General features: G+C 45.4%; 13 protein-coding genes and 1 other annotated feature. Of the genes, 4 read left to right on the forward strand and 9 right to left on the reverse strand.

Going from position 1 to position 13468, the window contains the following annotated elements; translation table 11 throughout:
- Nucleotides 1-6 precede the first annotated feature (6 nt).
- From trpCF to OO778_RS06125, 5 genes are all read right to left on the reverse strand, one after another.
- Nucleotides 7-1446, reverse strand: a complete 1440-nt coding sequence (gene trpCF, locus OO778_RS06105; RefSeq protein WP_074191542.1) for a bifunctional indole-3-glycerol-phosphate synthase TrpC/phosphoribosylanthranilate isomerase TrpF — start codon at nucleotides 1444-1446, stop codon at nucleotides 7-9.
- A 13-nt stretch (nucleotides 1447-1459) separates the two neighbouring features.
- Nucleotides 1460-2470: an anthranilate phosphoribosyltransferase gene (gene trpD / locus OO778_RS06110; RefSeq protein WP_074191541.1), complete on the reverse strand. Its 1011-nt coding sequence runs from the start codon at nucleotides 2468-2470 to the stop codon at nucleotides 1460-1462.
- A 36-nt stretch (nucleotides 2471-2506) separates the two neighbouring features.
- Entirely contained in the window at nucleotides 2507-3115 is a 609-nt protein-coding gene (locus OO778_RS06115; RefSeq protein ID WP_074191540.1) for an aminodeoxychorismate/anthranilate synthase component II, read from the reverse strand.
- A 5-nt stretch (nucleotides 3116-3120) separates the two neighbouring features.
- The gene (locus OO778_RS06120; RefSeq protein WP_074191539.1) at nucleotides 3121-4698 is read right to left on the reverse strand and encodes an anthranilate synthase component 1; all 1578 of its coding nucleotides are present in this window, start codon (nucleotides 4696-4698) and stop codon (nucleotides 3121-3123) included.
- Between the two features lie 126 nt (nucleotides 4699-4824).
- Nucleotides 4825-4928 (reverse strand) — a sequence feature (Trp leader region).
- Nucleotides 4875-5000, reverse strand: a complete 126-nt coding sequence (locus tag OO778_RS06125) for a trp operon leader peptide (RefSeq protein ID WP_005394819.1) — start codon at nucleotides 4998-5000, stop codon at nucleotides 4875-4877. (Overlaps the previous feature by 54 nt.)
- Nucleotides 5001-5095: 95 nt before the next feature.
- On the opposite strand from OO778_RS06125, the gene OO778_RS06130 reads away from it, so the two are divergent.
- Both OO778_RS06130 and OO778_RS06135 read left to right on the forward strand, forming a co-directional pair.
- Nucleotides 5096-5953, forward strand: a complete 858-nt coding sequence (locus tag OO778_RS06130) for a PHP domain-containing protein (RefSeq protein WP_005394817.1) — start codon at nucleotides 5096-5098, stop codon at nucleotides 5951-5953.
- Nucleotides 5954-6138: 185 nt separating this feature from the next.
- Nucleotides 6139-6759: an L-threonylcarbamoyladenylate synthase gene (locus OO778_RS06135; protein WP_005376791.1), complete on the forward strand. Its 621-nt coding sequence runs from the start codon at nucleotides 6139-6141 to the stop codon at nucleotides 6757-6759.
- 102 nt (nucleotides 6760-6861) lie between these two features.
- On the opposite strand, the gene OO778_RS06140 is transcribed toward OO778_RS06135, so the two are convergent.
- A complete protein-coding gene (locus tag OO778_RS06140) occupies nucleotides 6862-7572 on the reverse strand; it encodes a calcium-binding protein (RefSeq protein WP_074191538.1) in 711 nt (236 codons plus the stop codon).
- A 547-nt stretch (nucleotides 7573-8119) separates the two neighbouring features.
- Here OO778_RS06140 and rluB point away from each other — a divergent pair.
- Nucleotides 8120-9058, forward strand: coding sequence for a 23S rRNA pseudouridine(2605) synthase RluB (gene rluB, locus OO778_RS06145; protein ID WP_005376798.1), 939 nt, complete (start codon nucleotides 8120-8122; stop codon nucleotides 9056-9058).
- A gap of 186 nt (nucleotides 9059-9244) precedes the next feature.
- Here the strand turns inward: rluB and OO778_RS06150 are convergent, their stop codons facing one another.
- Together OO778_RS06150 and yeiP are read right to left on the reverse strand one after the other, a co-directional pair.
- The gene (locus OO778_RS06150; protein WP_074191537.1) at nucleotides 9245-9565 is read right to left on the reverse strand and encodes an HI1450 family dsDNA-mimic protein; all 321 of its coding nucleotides are present in this window, start codon (nucleotides 9563-9565) and stop codon (nucleotides 9245-9247) included.
- Nucleotides 9566-9567: 2 nt separating this feature from the next.
- On the reverse strand, nucleotides 9568-10134 hold the full coding sequence (yeiP, locus tag OO778_RS06155; RefSeq protein WP_005376801.1) for an elongation factor P-like protein YeiP: 567 nt from the start codon (nucleotides 10132-10134) through the stop codon (nucleotides 9568-9570).
- Nucleotides 10135-10328: 194 nt separating this feature from the next.
- On the opposite strand from yeiP, the gene OO778_RS06160 reads away from it, so the two are divergent.
- On the forward strand, nucleotides 10329-11096 hold the full coding sequence (locus OO778_RS06160) for a nucleotidyltransferase (protein ID WP_074191536.1): 768 nt from the start codon (nucleotides 10329-10331) through the stop codon (nucleotides 11094-11096).
- Here the strand turns inward: OO778_RS06160 and OO778_RS06165 are convergent.
- On the reverse strand, nucleotides 11093-13456 hold the full coding sequence (locus OO778_RS06165) for a DNA polymerase II (protein ID WP_074191535.1): 2364 nt from the start codon (nucleotides 13454-13456) through the stop codon (nucleotides 11093-11095). The two genes, OO778_RS06160 and OO778_RS06165, sit on opposite strands and share 4 nt — an antisense overlap.
- Between the last annotated feature and the right edge of the window lie 12 nt (nucleotides 13457-13468).

Here is a 13468-nt window from a genome sequence, read left to right on the forward strand (position 1 = left end):
CCAGCTTTAGTAGTTGCGAATGGCGGTGAAGGCCGCGAGCAACTTCTGTGAATCTTTTTTGCCTGGCGCGCTTTCTACACCAGAGTTTAAATCTAATCCCAAGCAACCTAGTGTCGCTGCTTGTTGAGCATTTTCTGGCGACAGTCCGCCTGCTAGCATAATTTGACTTGGGTCACCGATCAGTGACCAGTCGAACACTTGACCAGTTCCGCCAGTTTGGGTGCCAACTTGAGTATCTAATAGATGGCGGTCAATGTGGTCTGCAAGTAGTTCTGGCTTCGCATCAGTCACGCCATAAGCTTTCCAAATTTCTACCGCTGCTGGCAGTTCGGCTTTGAGTTGGTTTACGTAAGCTTGGTCTTCTTGACCGTGCAGTTGCACCGCTTTCAAACCCAAAGAGGTCACGACAGAAGCAACAAAATCGATATCGTGATTTTGGAACACGCCTACATAGTTCAGTGGAGCACCGCTCATGGTTAAGCGCGCACCTTCAAGATCAACGGCGCGTTTCGACTTTTCGACAAAAATCAGGCCACCGAACACGGCGCCAGCTTGGTATGCTTTTGCTGCGTCATCTGGATGAGTGAGACCACAGACTTTGTTTTCACCCAACGTGACTTTGCGTACTGCAAGCTCTAGGTTGTCTTCTGCCATCAGCGAGCTACCAATCAAGAATCCGTCTGCGTATTTCGCTAAATCACGAACTTGTTGATGCGTATAAATGCCAGATTCTGAAATTACCGTCGCGTTTGGTGCTAATTCGCGAATTGTCGGCGCCAGTTCTTTAGTACGATTCAAATCGGTACTTAGGTCGCGAAGGTTACGGTTATTGATGCCGATAACGCGAGCGCCCAGCTTAACGGCACGGTGAAGCTCTTCTTCGTTGCTGACTTCGGTCAGAATGCCCATGTTCAGGCTGTGTGCTGCTTCTTCTAGGGCTTTGTACTCTTCATCATTGAGGACAGACAGCATTAGCAAGACAGCATCAGCACTGTAATGACGCGCTAGGTAAACTTGGTAGGTATCTACCATGAAGTCTTTGCACAGAACTGGCTGTTTGACTTGACCACGCACTTGAGGAAGAAAGTCAAAGTTACCTTGGAAGTATTTCTCGTCTGTTAATACTGAAATTGCATCAGCATGGTTGTTGTAAACCGATGCAATGTAATCCAAGTCGAAGTGATCACGAATCAAACCTTTGGAAGGAGACGCCTTCTTACATTCGGTGATGAATGCTGTCTTTTCGCAACTCAGTGCATCGTAGAAGCTGCGGTCCGATGGCAGCAAATCAGACTGAAATGTGCTTAGCGGTTGAGACACCTTACGGTCTGCTACCCACTGATATTTGTCGCGGACAATTTTTGCCAGTACTTCTGCCATTTCTGCTTCTTTCTTAGAAACGTGTTCAGACAGGTTGTCAGCTTGCTGAGTGTTGAAGTCAGTCATCTTCTTCAATTCCTTAAGCGTGTGCGGCAAGTTGTTGTACCAATTGGTACGCCTTGCCTGAATTCATTGCCTCAATCGCTTGTTGCGTGTTGGCTTTTAAATCTTCGTGGCCGAATAGACGCATTAGCAGCGCAACGTTCACCGCCACTGCGCCCAATTGTGCGTCTGTACCTTTACCTGTCAGAATATTGGTAATGATCGCTTTGTTTTCTTCAGGATCGCCACCTTTGATTGCTTCTAACGGGTGCGCTTCTAGACCGAAGTCTGCTGGTGTTAGCGTGTACTCAGTGATCTTGCCGTCTTTGATTTCTGCAACCGTTGTTTCGCCATGAATCGCGACTTCGTCCAAACCACTTCCGTGTACCACTGCGGCGCGCTTCATACCCATTTGTAGCATGGTTTCCGCGATAGGACGAACCAGTTCTTCACTGTAAACACCCATCAATTCGATGTTTGGACGAGCTGGGTTAATCAGCGGACCAAGAATGTTAAAGATGGTGCGTGTTTTCATAGTTTGACGCACAGGCATCGCATGGCGCACACCACCGTGGTATTGAGGTGCAAATAGGAAAGCAACACCGATATCGTCGACCGCTTTGCGCGTATCTTCTGCGCTCATGGCTAGGTTGATACCAAATGAATCAAGAAGGTCAGAAGAACCCGATTTGCTTGAAACGCTGCGGTTGCCGTGTTTTGCTACTTTTAGACCACATGCTGCAGCAACAAATGCCGCGGTGGTTGAAATATTGATGGTGTTGTGACCGTCTCCACCAGTACCTACGATATCTGCGAAATCGTAATCTGGGCGAGGAAATGGGTTTGCGTTTGCCAGCAGTGCTTTTGCCGCACCCGCAATTTCATCCGGTGTTTCGCCTTTGATTTTTAGTGCAGTCAGTGCTGATGCCATTAAAATTGGGTCTAGTTCACCACGGATGATGACGTCGAACAGCTGTTGGCTCTCTTCTTGAGTAAGAGATTCTTGCTCGTACAGTTTGGTAATAATAGGGTTGATGATTGCTTCCATATTTCCTCTCCTAAATTTCTTATGTGCCAGTGCTTTTTAAGCAGTGAGTGGGTTCACTGAAGTTTGTTCTTCAAGTGCCCATTCAATGGCATTGGCCAACAGTGTTGCTCCGTAGGTCGTCATAATAGATTCCGGGTGGAACTGGAACCCGCAAACTTTATCTTCTTCATGTACAACAGACATCACCAAGTCATCCACTTCTGCCGTGATGGTTAGACTCTCAGGAACTTTGGTCGCAACCAGCGAGTGGTAACGTGCAATCGCAAGTGGTGATGGTAGGTTTTGGTAAATCGCATGGTTTTGGTGCTCCATCATAGACACCTTACCGTGAATGATTTCACCCGCGCCAGCGACGGTGCCGCCGTATGCTTCAACAATCGCTTGGTGACCAAGACAAATACCGATCATCGGAACTTTGCCTTTCATGCGTAGGATAAGTTCTGGCATTGAGCCTGCCTCTGACGGTGCACCAGGGCCCGGCGATAGCAGAACCACTGGGTTTTCAAGCTCGTTTACCGCTTGTTCGATGGTTTCTGCTGGGATGTTGTTTCGGTAAATCTTGACTGAGTGGCCTAGCGAGCGGAACTGATCCACAAGGTTGTAGGTGAACGAGTCAAAGTTATCGATGAATACGATGTTCGCCATGTCTGCTACTCCTTGTTCGTAGGTTGAGAATGCGCTGCTTGAATAGCAGAGATTACCGCTTGTGCTTTGCCGCGCGTTTCGTCTGCTTCCGCTTGTGGATCAGAGTCGAACACCACGCCTGCGCCTGCTTGAACTTGAGCAATACCGTTCTCAACGTAAGCTGAGCGAATTACGATACATGTGTCGAGTGTACCTTCACCAGTTAGGTAGCCCACAGCACCGCCGTAGCTGCCGCGTCGTGCGCCTTCTACATCGCGAATCAACTGCATCGCACGAATCTTTGGTGCGCCAGTGAGCGTGCCCATGTTCATACAAGCTTGGTATGCGTGCAGGGCGTCTAGGTCTTCACGCAGTTGACCAACCACACGAGATACTAAGTGCATTACGTGGCTGTAGCGGTCGACTTTTAGTAGGTCTGCTACGTGGCGAGTGCCAGCTCGAGCAATACGAGCGACGTCGTTACGTGCTAAGTCAACCAACATCATGTGTTCTGCGTTTTCTTTCATGTCGGTGCGCAGTTCAAGTTCGATGCGGCTATCTAGGTCGAAATCGATCTCTCCATTAGGGCGTTTACCACGGCGACGTGTGCCTGCAATTGGGTAGATTTCAATTTGGTTGGTGTCGGTTTCGTACTTAAGCGCGCTTTCTGGTGATGCGCCAAACAAAGTGAACAGCTCATCTTGCATGTAGAACATGTAAGGGCTTGGGTTACTTTGTTTCAGTTCTTTGTAAGCAGCGAGTGGAGAGGGGCAAGGTAGAGTGAATCGGCGAGATGGTACAACTTGGAATACATCGCCTTTCACTACGAACTCTTTCAAGTCGCGAACGATTTGGCAGAAGTCATCATCAGATACGCTTGGTTCAACCGTCACGTCAGCTATTTGCTCAGCGCTTGGCAACAGTTTTGGTGCTGCACATTGAGCACAGATTTCTGCAATACGAGTCTCTAACGCTGTTTTCTCTGAACCGTCAACAAACAACGTCGCTTGAAGCTGGCAAGATTCCGTTTGATGGTCGACAACCAGCAGTGTTTCGGCGACGTAGAAAACGTAATCTGGACATTGATTGGTTGCTTCTGCATTACCAAGCGGCTCGAAGTTTGCGACTAAGTCGTAGGCAAACAGACCGCCAAGGAAAATAGCGTGTTTGTCTTGCTGTGAAATATCGAAGCTGTGTTGCACTAAACGTAGTGCGTCAAAAGAAGAAGCTTCACGTAGTCGAGAGTCCTCATCTAACGTGTCGCATGGCTGGCTAAACTCCAAAGTCAGCGTTTCGCCATCGAACTTACTTTCAACGTCACCACGGATGTTCTGGTTTAGGTGAGACAGTAGGTTTTTACCGTTGTTGGTCAAGGCGTGCATGCTAACAGTGTGGCCGTAACAAACGATGCGCACCGCTGAATCTACGATTAAAAGTGATTTTAGATTCTGTTTCGAATCAATTTCAGCGGATTCGAGAAGCAAGCTATCTCTTTTGTTCTCACAAATGGTATGGAACAAACGTGTTGGGTCTTGAGTGTAAGGAACCGAAGTCTTTAATACTTCTAGGCATCCAAGTTTCTTGATTTCTATGGCCTTATTCACAAGACCTCCTTGTAGCTGTCTAAATCTTCCTGCCGTACATAGTCGCATAAAGCAAACGTTCTCCCAATCTAGAGTTAGCCATATTCGATTAATGTTTAGGCAGTTGAATGTGAAATGAGCAACAAAACAAAAAAGCCCGCTTAAGTAGCGGGCTTTACAACGTTTGGTTCTATAAACTAGAAGTATACGTTTGCCCACCAAGAACTAGTCCAAGTGCGCCACCAAGCAAGATCTGATGAGTTTGTCTTATTAAGACAAACCGCAACTTTCGCTTTTTGGTTTTGGTTAAATTCTTGTAACATGGTGAACCTTAAATTACGCACTTTGTATTTGTGTACTAGTTAACTAGTGCGAGAGTAAAAAGTCAACCCCAAAACAGCATTAAAACGATAAAAATATGAGAATTGATTTACATAGTCACACCACTGCATCGGACGGTCGGTTAGAGCCTAAAGATTTAGTGGAAAGGGCGCTGAGTTTTGATATAGAGGTTTTGGCGATCACTGATCACGATACGGTTGACGGTTTGGCGTTAGCCAAGCAACACGTTCAAGACAATAATTTACCGATCAAAATCATCAACGGCATTGAGATATCGACTGTCTGGCAAAACAAAGACATTCATATTGTCGGCCTGAATATCGATCCGGAAAATGAACAATTATCTGCCCTTATAGAACAGCAGAAGCAGCATCGCATAACACGATCTGAGTTAATTGCAGAGCGACTACAAAAAGCAACTCGGGAAGGTGTGCTCGAAGAGGTAAGGCAGATCGCCGGTGATGCGCCTGTTACGAGAGCGCACTTCGCGAAATGGTTGGTGGATAATGGTTACGCAAAAACCATGCAAATGGTGTTTAAAAAATACCTAACACGTAATAACCCAGGTTATGTACCACCGAATTGGTGCTCGATGAAAGATGCGGTTGATGCTATCCATGCTGCTGGTGGTTTGGCGGTATTAGCGCATCCTGGAAGATATAAGTTGACAGCGAAGTGGATTAAGCGTCTTCTAGCAGCGTTTGTAGAAGCAAACGGCGATGCGATGGAAGTTGCACAGCCGCAGCAAGCGCAACAAGAAAGGCGCAACTTGGCTGATTATGCTATACAGTACAAACTATTAGCGTCTCAAGGCAGTGATTTTCACTACCCATCCCCTTGGATGGAGCTAGGAAGGAACCTTTGGTTGCCCGCAGGCGTCGAACCAGTTTGGAAAGATTGGGGTATTGATCCTTCGTTGGATATATCAAAGTAACCTCAAAGCGTGGGTTTCAGCATCAAATAACTGGAAAGTGTATATTGGGTATTAATGTGGCTTTCCTTGTCGTTGGAACTGAACAACACGTTGAATCTTGAAGTCACTTGATAAAACACAACAAGGCGGCATTCAAGCTCCACATAAGAATATAGAGCCGAGAGGCTCGATAATGAGGAATTACAATGAGCCAGTTTTTTTACGTTCACCCAGAAAACCCACAGGCTCGCTTGATTAATCAAGCAGTAGCAATCATTCGTAACGGCGGCGTTGTGGTGTACCCTACCGATTCAGGGTACGCACTTGGCTGTCAGTTGGAGAACAAACAGGCACTGGAACGAATCTGTCAGATCCGTCGTCTGGATGATAAGCATAACTTTACTTTATTGTGTCGTGATTTGTCGGAGCTTTCTCTATATGCGCGAGTAGATAACTCTGCATTCCGACTACTGAAAAACAACACACCAGGTCCTTACACCTTCATCTTCAAAGGCACGAAAGAAGTGCCGCGTCGTTTGATGAATGCAAAACGTAAGACCATCGGTATCCGTGTTCCAGACAATCAAATTGCCTTGGATTTGTTGGAAGCATTAGGTGAACCGATGATGTCTACGTCGTTGATCCTACCTGGCAGTGACGTAACAGAGTCTGATCCGGAAGATATTCGCGATAAACTAGAACATGCGGTTGATGTGATTCTTAATGGCGGTTACTTAGGTGAACAGCCTACGACCGTCATTGACTTTAGCGAAGGTGAACCTGTTGTGGTGCGTTTGGGATCAGGTGACCCGGCACCATTCGAATAATTCGATTAATAGACGTACACCACCGTCAAACAAAATAGGAGGCATCGCGCCTCCTATTTTAGTTGTCATATCGAATATCTCATTGAACTTAACTGTTTGAGATTAAGCGAAATCGAAAATGTCGATACCATTTTGTTCAGCATAGTTGATGTATGCAGAGCTCACGCCGTTTAATGTTACTTCGACATTGTATTCATCACTAGAGAATACTGCCCAGCCACACTCATTATAAGATAAAGTCAGATCATCCGCTGAATCCAAGAACGTATCTCGAATGCCATCATTGTCGGTGTCTCTGCCCATATCGAAGACAAGTTTGTCATGAAAAATATTAAAATCGACAATATCGGCTTTAATATCAATATCGTTGGAAGATACAGGTTGATCGGGTACGCCAATAGCCAGGCGGTTTGTAAGCACAAAAGTGTCGTCTCCACAGCCGCCGCTCAGTACTGATTCACCATCGCCAACGACGAGCGTGTCGTTACCCCAACCACCACTCAAGTAGTTGTTGCCTGAGTAATCAAAAATTGTATCATCGCCACAGCCACCAAAAAGCTTGTCATTTCCTAATCCGCCCGATAGGAAGTCGTTGCCAAAGCCGCCAGAAACAAAGTCGTTTCCTCGGCCACCGAGCAAGGTATCGTCTCCCCAGCCCCCGAAGACAACATCATTGCCTCCGTATCCTACGAACTTATCATCACCACAGAAGCCGAAGAAAATATCGGTTGTTTCAGCCCCTTTTGTACCGGTCATATCGTCATCTTGAGATGTCCCAAAAATCCAATTTAGGTCTAGGTTTAGCATAGACATTGTTCTATTCCTTTTTGTCTGATTTATGCCAATCGTCGAGAATGCAGAGCCAATCTAGCTAGTTAAAATACACGATAACGTTAGTGTCATTTTTAATAGTAAATAGTGACTTACCGATGCTTCTTGTCTTGCTATGAGCGCTCATTTATTCACGATGATTGGTATTACTTAGCAGCAAACAGGGACGGCTTATTCTTCGTTGCTTTTAAAGCAATACGAACAGTAAACACACCCCAAATGGTTATCGTTGTAACCCTGACAATTTTATCAGGTACTGCACGGTTAAAGTGGCTCGGGAAGACCGATATTAGTGGGATTCTCGCTGGGCGATATCAGCATTAAGTAGGAAAAAAGTTGCAGAATAGAATAAATATTTTCGACGTTTTAAAGTGAATTTTTGGTGTGGAGAATAGCGCCGATTTAGCTTACATTAACTGAGAAAGTTACGTATAATGTCGGACCGAAAAATCCCACTGAAATGGGTAATTAGCAAAATACAGACCAATCCTGGTCTAGACGTCTGTGAAGACGACACATAGGTAGATAAATGAGCGAAAAGTTACAAAAAGTATTAGCACGTGCTGGTCACGGTTCTCGTCGTGAGATTGAATCGTTAATTAAATCTGGTCGCGTTAGCGTGAACGGTGTAGTCGCTAAGCTTGGTGAAAGACTTGAAGACGAGAGCAGCGTAGTTCGTATCGATGGTCACATTGTCTCTGCAAAGATTCAAGAAGAAGTGATTTGTCGTGTACTTGCGTACTACAAACCCGAGGGTGAACTGTGTACTCGTCACGATCCAGAAGGTCGTCGTACTGTTTTTGATCGTCTGCCAAAAATTCGTGGCTCTCGTTGGATTTCAGTTGGTCGTCTGGATGCGAACACTTCTGGTCTTCTGCTTTTCACAACGGATGGTGAACTGGCGAACCGCTTAATGCACCCAAGCCGCCAAGTTGAACGTGAATACCTAGTACGTGTGTTCGGTGAAGTAACTGAACAGAAAGTTCGTAATCTAGTAAAAGGTGTTGAACTGGAAGACGGTTTAGCTCGCTTTGAAGATGTTGTTTACGCGGGTGGTGAAGGCATGAACCACACGTTTTACGTTGTTATCAACGAAGGTCGTAACCGCGAAGTTCGTCGACTATGGGAATCGCAAGAGTGTACCGTTAGTCGTCTGAAACGTGTTCGTTACGGCGACATTTTCTTAGACAAGAAACTGCCTCGTGGCGGTTGGATGGAGCTTGACCTGAAAGAAGTAAACTACTTGCGTGAGCTTGTAGAGCTTCGTCCAGAGAAAGAAACCATGCTTGATCTGAACAAAGACAACACGTCACGCAAACGTGAGCGTGCACGCAGCCAAAAAATTCGTCGCGCAGTTAAGCGCCATGAAGAGCGTGTTAACACGCCAAAAGGTCGCAGCAACAACCCTTCTCGTCGTAAGCCGAAGAAGACCGCTGGTGATCAAGGTGCACGTAACAAGCATCGTTAATCGATAGCAAAACATCAGAAAGGCTTGCCAACTTGGCAAGCCTTTTTCTTATCTGTTACATAGCGAAAGGATCTAAAGCCGATATAGAGAAGGGTGTTTGGATAAACAAATATCGCAGCTAAACAAAAACAGCAGATAAAAAAATACCAGCGCTAGGCTGGTATTTTTTATCATGATGAAGAAACGTTAATCGCGTTTCCAAAGCATATGGCAGAACTTATGTTCAGGGTCTCGGCTGATTAGCATACGAGCAAATACGTCATCAAGAACGTCATTTTCCTCATTTACTAGGCCGATACGAACCTCTGCATATACTTCTTTGTCGATCTCGAAGCCAACATGTTCAACCCAGTCATCACTAGTTTCAACAAGTTCTGCGGCACCACGATCTTCAAATTGCGCAGTAAACAGAATCACGTCAGCAGGCTCTAGGTTATCTGGAGCCATCTCAAGGAAAATGTCGTACGCTGCGTCGATGACGTCGTCGTAAGAAATCAAATCAGACATGCTTATGCTCGGCTCATGTATTTACGTTCAGCTGTGTTAATGATAACACGGTCACCAGTTGCTATGTACTCAGGAACCTGGATGACAAGACCTGAAGCGAAGCGTGCTGGTTTAGTACGAGCAGATGCAGAAGCACCTTTGATTGAGGGGTCTGTTTCTTCAATCACTAGCTCAACAGAAGATGGTAGTTCAATACCCACAGCAGCACCGTTAACAAGGATAATGTGGATACCTTGTGTATCTTCGTTGATGAACAGCATGTCGTCTTCAACTTCATTGTGCTTGAATGTGTATTGTGAGTAGTCTTCGTTATCCATGAAGATGTGCTCATCGCCGTCAGCGTATGAGTACACAACTGCACGTTTGTTCATTTCTACCGTTTCAACAACGTCATCAGACTTGTAACGCTCATCTACACGTGCGCCCGTGTTTAGATCTGTACAACGCATTTTGTAGATTTTAGCGCCGCCACGACCGCCAGGAGTCGTTACTTCGATGTCTTTAACTAGAAGAGTTTTACCATTAGACTCGATTGCGAAGCCTTTTTTGATTTCACTTGCCTTTGGCATTGTATATTCCTATTCATACTTATTAAGCAAAACTCGGTGATTATAGCGCTAAGTTAGCCACCTAGCATTAAAATTCATTGCAGAAATTTGTTGTTACTCCCATGAGTAAACACCTGAATGGACTTGATTCAGTGAGTCGGCTAAGAGAACATATAGTCCAACTTCTTGAACCATCTGAGAACACGTTTTAAGTCATGTCTCTGCCTGTTATCGATCCTAAACAACCATTTCAACCAGAGTTTGCGCCTTTAATTAGGGAAGTTACCGCTTGTCTCAAAGGTGGACTGGGGCAAAACTTACACAGCGTGTATGTGTATGGTAGCGTCGCTCGCAAAACAGCGGTCGCAGGAAGGTCGAACTTAGACCTGGTTGTCGTTACTCAATCATCCTTTGAGCACAATCGCGCGACTTTACTCAACACGATTAAGTGGCGCGCGCAGCAAAGTCATCCTCAAGTTAGTGGCGTATCGGTCCGCACAGCGTTAGTGAGTGAAGTGGCTAACTTAGATAGCATTTTCACTTGGGGCTTTATGCTTAAGCATTGCTGTGTCTGTGTCTATGGTGATGATCTGGCAGACTGTTTTGGTGATTACGTTCCAAGTTGGGAAATTGCTAAGCACTGGAATATGGATGTGGAAGATTGGATTACGGTGTATCGCAAAAAAATCGTCCAAGCGAAGACGATAGAAGAGCAGGTGGTCGCTCAACGCGTGATTGCTAAAAAGCTACTAAGGGCGTCATACTCTTTGGTGATGTATCGAGATAAACGTTGGTTTGATGACCCTATACAATGTGGCAAGGTATTCTTAACTTATCATCCTGAAAAGCAGCTTGAGATCGAGCGGCTAGAAATTTTACTTTCTGGCCGGGGTATTCCCAAGCGTTCTGTTATCGGGCTAATTGATGCGTTTGGTGATTGGTTAGTCAAACAGTACCAGAAAACAGAGTTTCGTATCGGTTAAAACAACCCCATTTGAGGTGCTGAAAGCCTGTCAAAATCCGTCCCAATGAAAGGGAGAATTGCATCTGCAACGGGTTTGAGTTGTTTATCAATGTAATGTTGATAATCAATCGGGCTATTGAGGTACTCATAAGGTTCAGGACCGTTCACGGTTATAATGTATTCAATTCGTCCTTTGTTTTGATACTGTAATGGGCGTCCAAGCTTGGCATTTATCTCATCCGCTAAACGAGCTGCACGCACTTGTGGCGGGACGTTCTTCTGATACTCATGCAGTTTTCTGCGCAGTCGCTTTTGATACACTAACTGTTCATCAAATTCACCGTTGTTAGTTTTCTCAACCATCTCTCGGACATAGTCGCTTGGGTCTTCACCATGAAAAATCATTCTATAGAGCGTATTTTGAAATTTCTGTGCTAACGAGGTCCAGTCAGTACGGGCACTTTCTAACCCTTTAAATACAATCCGCTCTTGCTCTCCTTCACCGATTAAACCCGCATAGCGCTTTTTCGAGCCAGTTTCTGCGCCACGAATTGTTGGCATAAGGAATCTGCGATAGTGGGTTTCATATTCAATTTCCAACATAGATGTTAGGTTGTACTCAGAGCGCAGATGTTCTTGCCACCAAGAGTTGATGTAATCAACTAATTGATTTCCAACAGCGTCGGCTTCTACTTGACTGTATGGTCGATTCAACGACACAAATGTGGAATCCGTATCGCCGTAAATCACTTGATAGCCTTGTTCCTCAATCAGCACTTTAGTTTGCTTCATGATCTCATGTCCGCGCATGGTAATACTAGAAGCTAACCGAGTATCAAAGAAACGACATCCCGATGAGCCCAGTACGCCATAAAAGGAGTTCATGATGATTTTGATTGCCTGAGAAAAAGCTTTTTCATTGTTCTTTTTCGCGACATCACGTGCCGCCCAAAGCTTTTCAATCATTTCTGGTAAAAAGTGTTTCGTACGATGGAACTGACCACCGCGAAAGCCAGGTACTGCCTGCTCATCTTCTTTACCAATATCGAGTAATAACCCCTCAACCAAACCCATAGGATCAATCAAGAAAGAGCGAATAATCGATGGGTATAGACTCTTAAAGTCCAACACTAAAACGGAATCATATAGGTTAGGGATGGAGTCCATCACGTAACCGCCGGGGCTCGCAATCCAATTTTCTGGGTGTAGGTTCGGGGCAACATAGCCTGCGCGGTGTATTTGCGGCATGTATAAATTAGTGAATGCCGCTACCGAGCCACCGACACGATCCAGTTCTACACCAGTGAGGCGAGAGCGTTCAATTGCAAAGTCGAGCAGGTGAGTGTGATTGAAAATCTTGTTCACCAACACGCAGTCTTGTAAGTTATATTTAGCCAGCGATGGTTTGTCGGAGCGGTACATACGATTGATCTCATCCATACGGTCATGAACGTTGTGGATTTCTTTACCTTCCCCCAAGAGTTCTTGAGATACAGACTCTAATGACCAAGACCGAAAGTGATAAGTAGCCGTTTTTAACGTATCGATACCATCCATCACAACTCGCCCGGGAATGGAGATAAACCCTTGTTGGCTTTGAGATGAACTTCTAAAAAAGCTGGCTTGCTCTGCTCTGCCAAGCATTAGCTTCATGTTGTGCCATTCTGCTCGTTTGTGTAGCAGGCGAAAGTCAAAATCAATGACGTTCCAACCGACAATGACATCGGGGTCGAATTGTTTAAACCAATCGATGAGTGCTTCTAGAAGCGCCTTTTCATCCTGGACCCATTGTATCGGTGTATCCGAAGGTTCTGGTTCTCCGATCATGATAACGCGGGAATCCATGACGCTGTCTAATCCGATGGAGTAAAGAATGCCTTTCTCAGAGCATTCTAGATCTAACGAGACAACGTTTAACTTCGGCTCATATTGCCCCGTACGGCATTTTGCGTTCTGGACGCGTTGGTAGCCATTGGTACGAGTCACATTGCCTGTAAACTCAATACTGCCTTTAATAAAACGCTCCATGAGGTAGCGATCGGCGAGGCGAATATCACTTTCGTACGTAGTGATATCATTTTGAGCGAACGTGTCTTTAAGTGTGAGAGCGTCTCTGGTTACGTTGGTATAGCATGCAGAAAGAGGCGTATGTTCAAACGTTTTGAGATCCAAAAGGCGGATGTCGACGGGTATGTTTTTTTCTCGCGCGAGTGTTTTTGCTTGCTCTGAATGTTTCTGAGCGATGAAAAATACTGGCTTCTCACCATTAATAATTAACAGAGTAGGACCTGCTTCTGTCGAAAGCCACAGCTCGATTTGAGTTTGACCTTTGATGTCTCGTGCCTGTCGAGTAAGCAGAAAGCCTTGTTGGATATTCAAATGTGAGAAACC

Origin of the sequence: Vibrio sp. STUT-A16 (genome assembly GCF_026000495.1) — a bacterium.
Classification (GTDB): Bacteria; Pseudomonadota; Gammaproteobacteria; order Enterobacterales; family Vibrionaceae; genus Vibrio; species Vibrio diabolicus.

What these genes read in the sequence shown, in the direction of transcription:
- trpCF (WP_074191542.1), bottom strand. Translation starts at nt 1,446, where the DNA reads ATGACTGACTTCAACACTCAGCAAGCTGACAACCTGTCTGAACACGTT.
- trpD (WP_074191541.1), bottom strand. Translation starts at nt 2,470, where the DNA reads ATGGAAGCAATCATCAACCCTATTATTACCAAACTGTACGAGCAAGAA.
- OO778_RS06115 (WP_074191540.1), bottom strand. Translation starts at nt 3,115, where the DNA reads ATGGCGAACATCGTATTCATCGATAACTTTGACTCGTTCACCTACAAC.
- OO778_RS06125 (WP_005394819.1), bottom strand. Translation starts at nt 5,000, where the DNA reads ATGTTACAAGAATTTAACCAAAACCAAAAAGCGAAAGTTGCGGTTTGT.
- OO778_RS06130 (WP_005394817.1), top strand. Translation starts at nt 5,096, where the DNA reads ATGAGAATTGATTTACATAGTCACACCACTGCATCGGACGGTCGGTTA.
- OO778_RS06135 (WP_005376791.1), top strand. Translation starts at nt 6,139, where the DNA reads ATGAGCCAGTTTTTTTACGTTCACCCAGAAAACCCACAGGCTCGCTTG.
- OO778_RS06140 (WP_074191538.1), bottom strand. Translation starts at nt 7,572, where the DNA reads ATGTCTATGCTAAACCTAGACCTAAATTGGATTTTTGGGACATCTCAA.
- rluB (WP_005376798.1), top strand. Translation starts at nt 8,120, where the DNA reads ATGAGCGAAAAGTTACAAAAAGTATTAGCACGTGCTGGTCACGGTTCT.
- OO778_RS06150 (WP_074191537.1), bottom strand. Translation starts at nt 9,565, where the DNA reads ATGTCTGATTTGATTTCTTACGACGACGTCATCGACGCAGCGTACGAC.
- yeiP (WP_005376801.1), bottom strand. Translation starts at nt 10,134, where the DNA reads ATGCCAAAGGCAAGTGAAATCAAAAAAGGCTTCGCAATCGAGTCTAAT.
- OO778_RS06160 (WP_074191536.1), top strand. Translation starts at nt 10,329, where the DNA reads ATGTCTCTGCCTGTTATCGATCCTAAACAACCATTTCAACCAGAGTTT.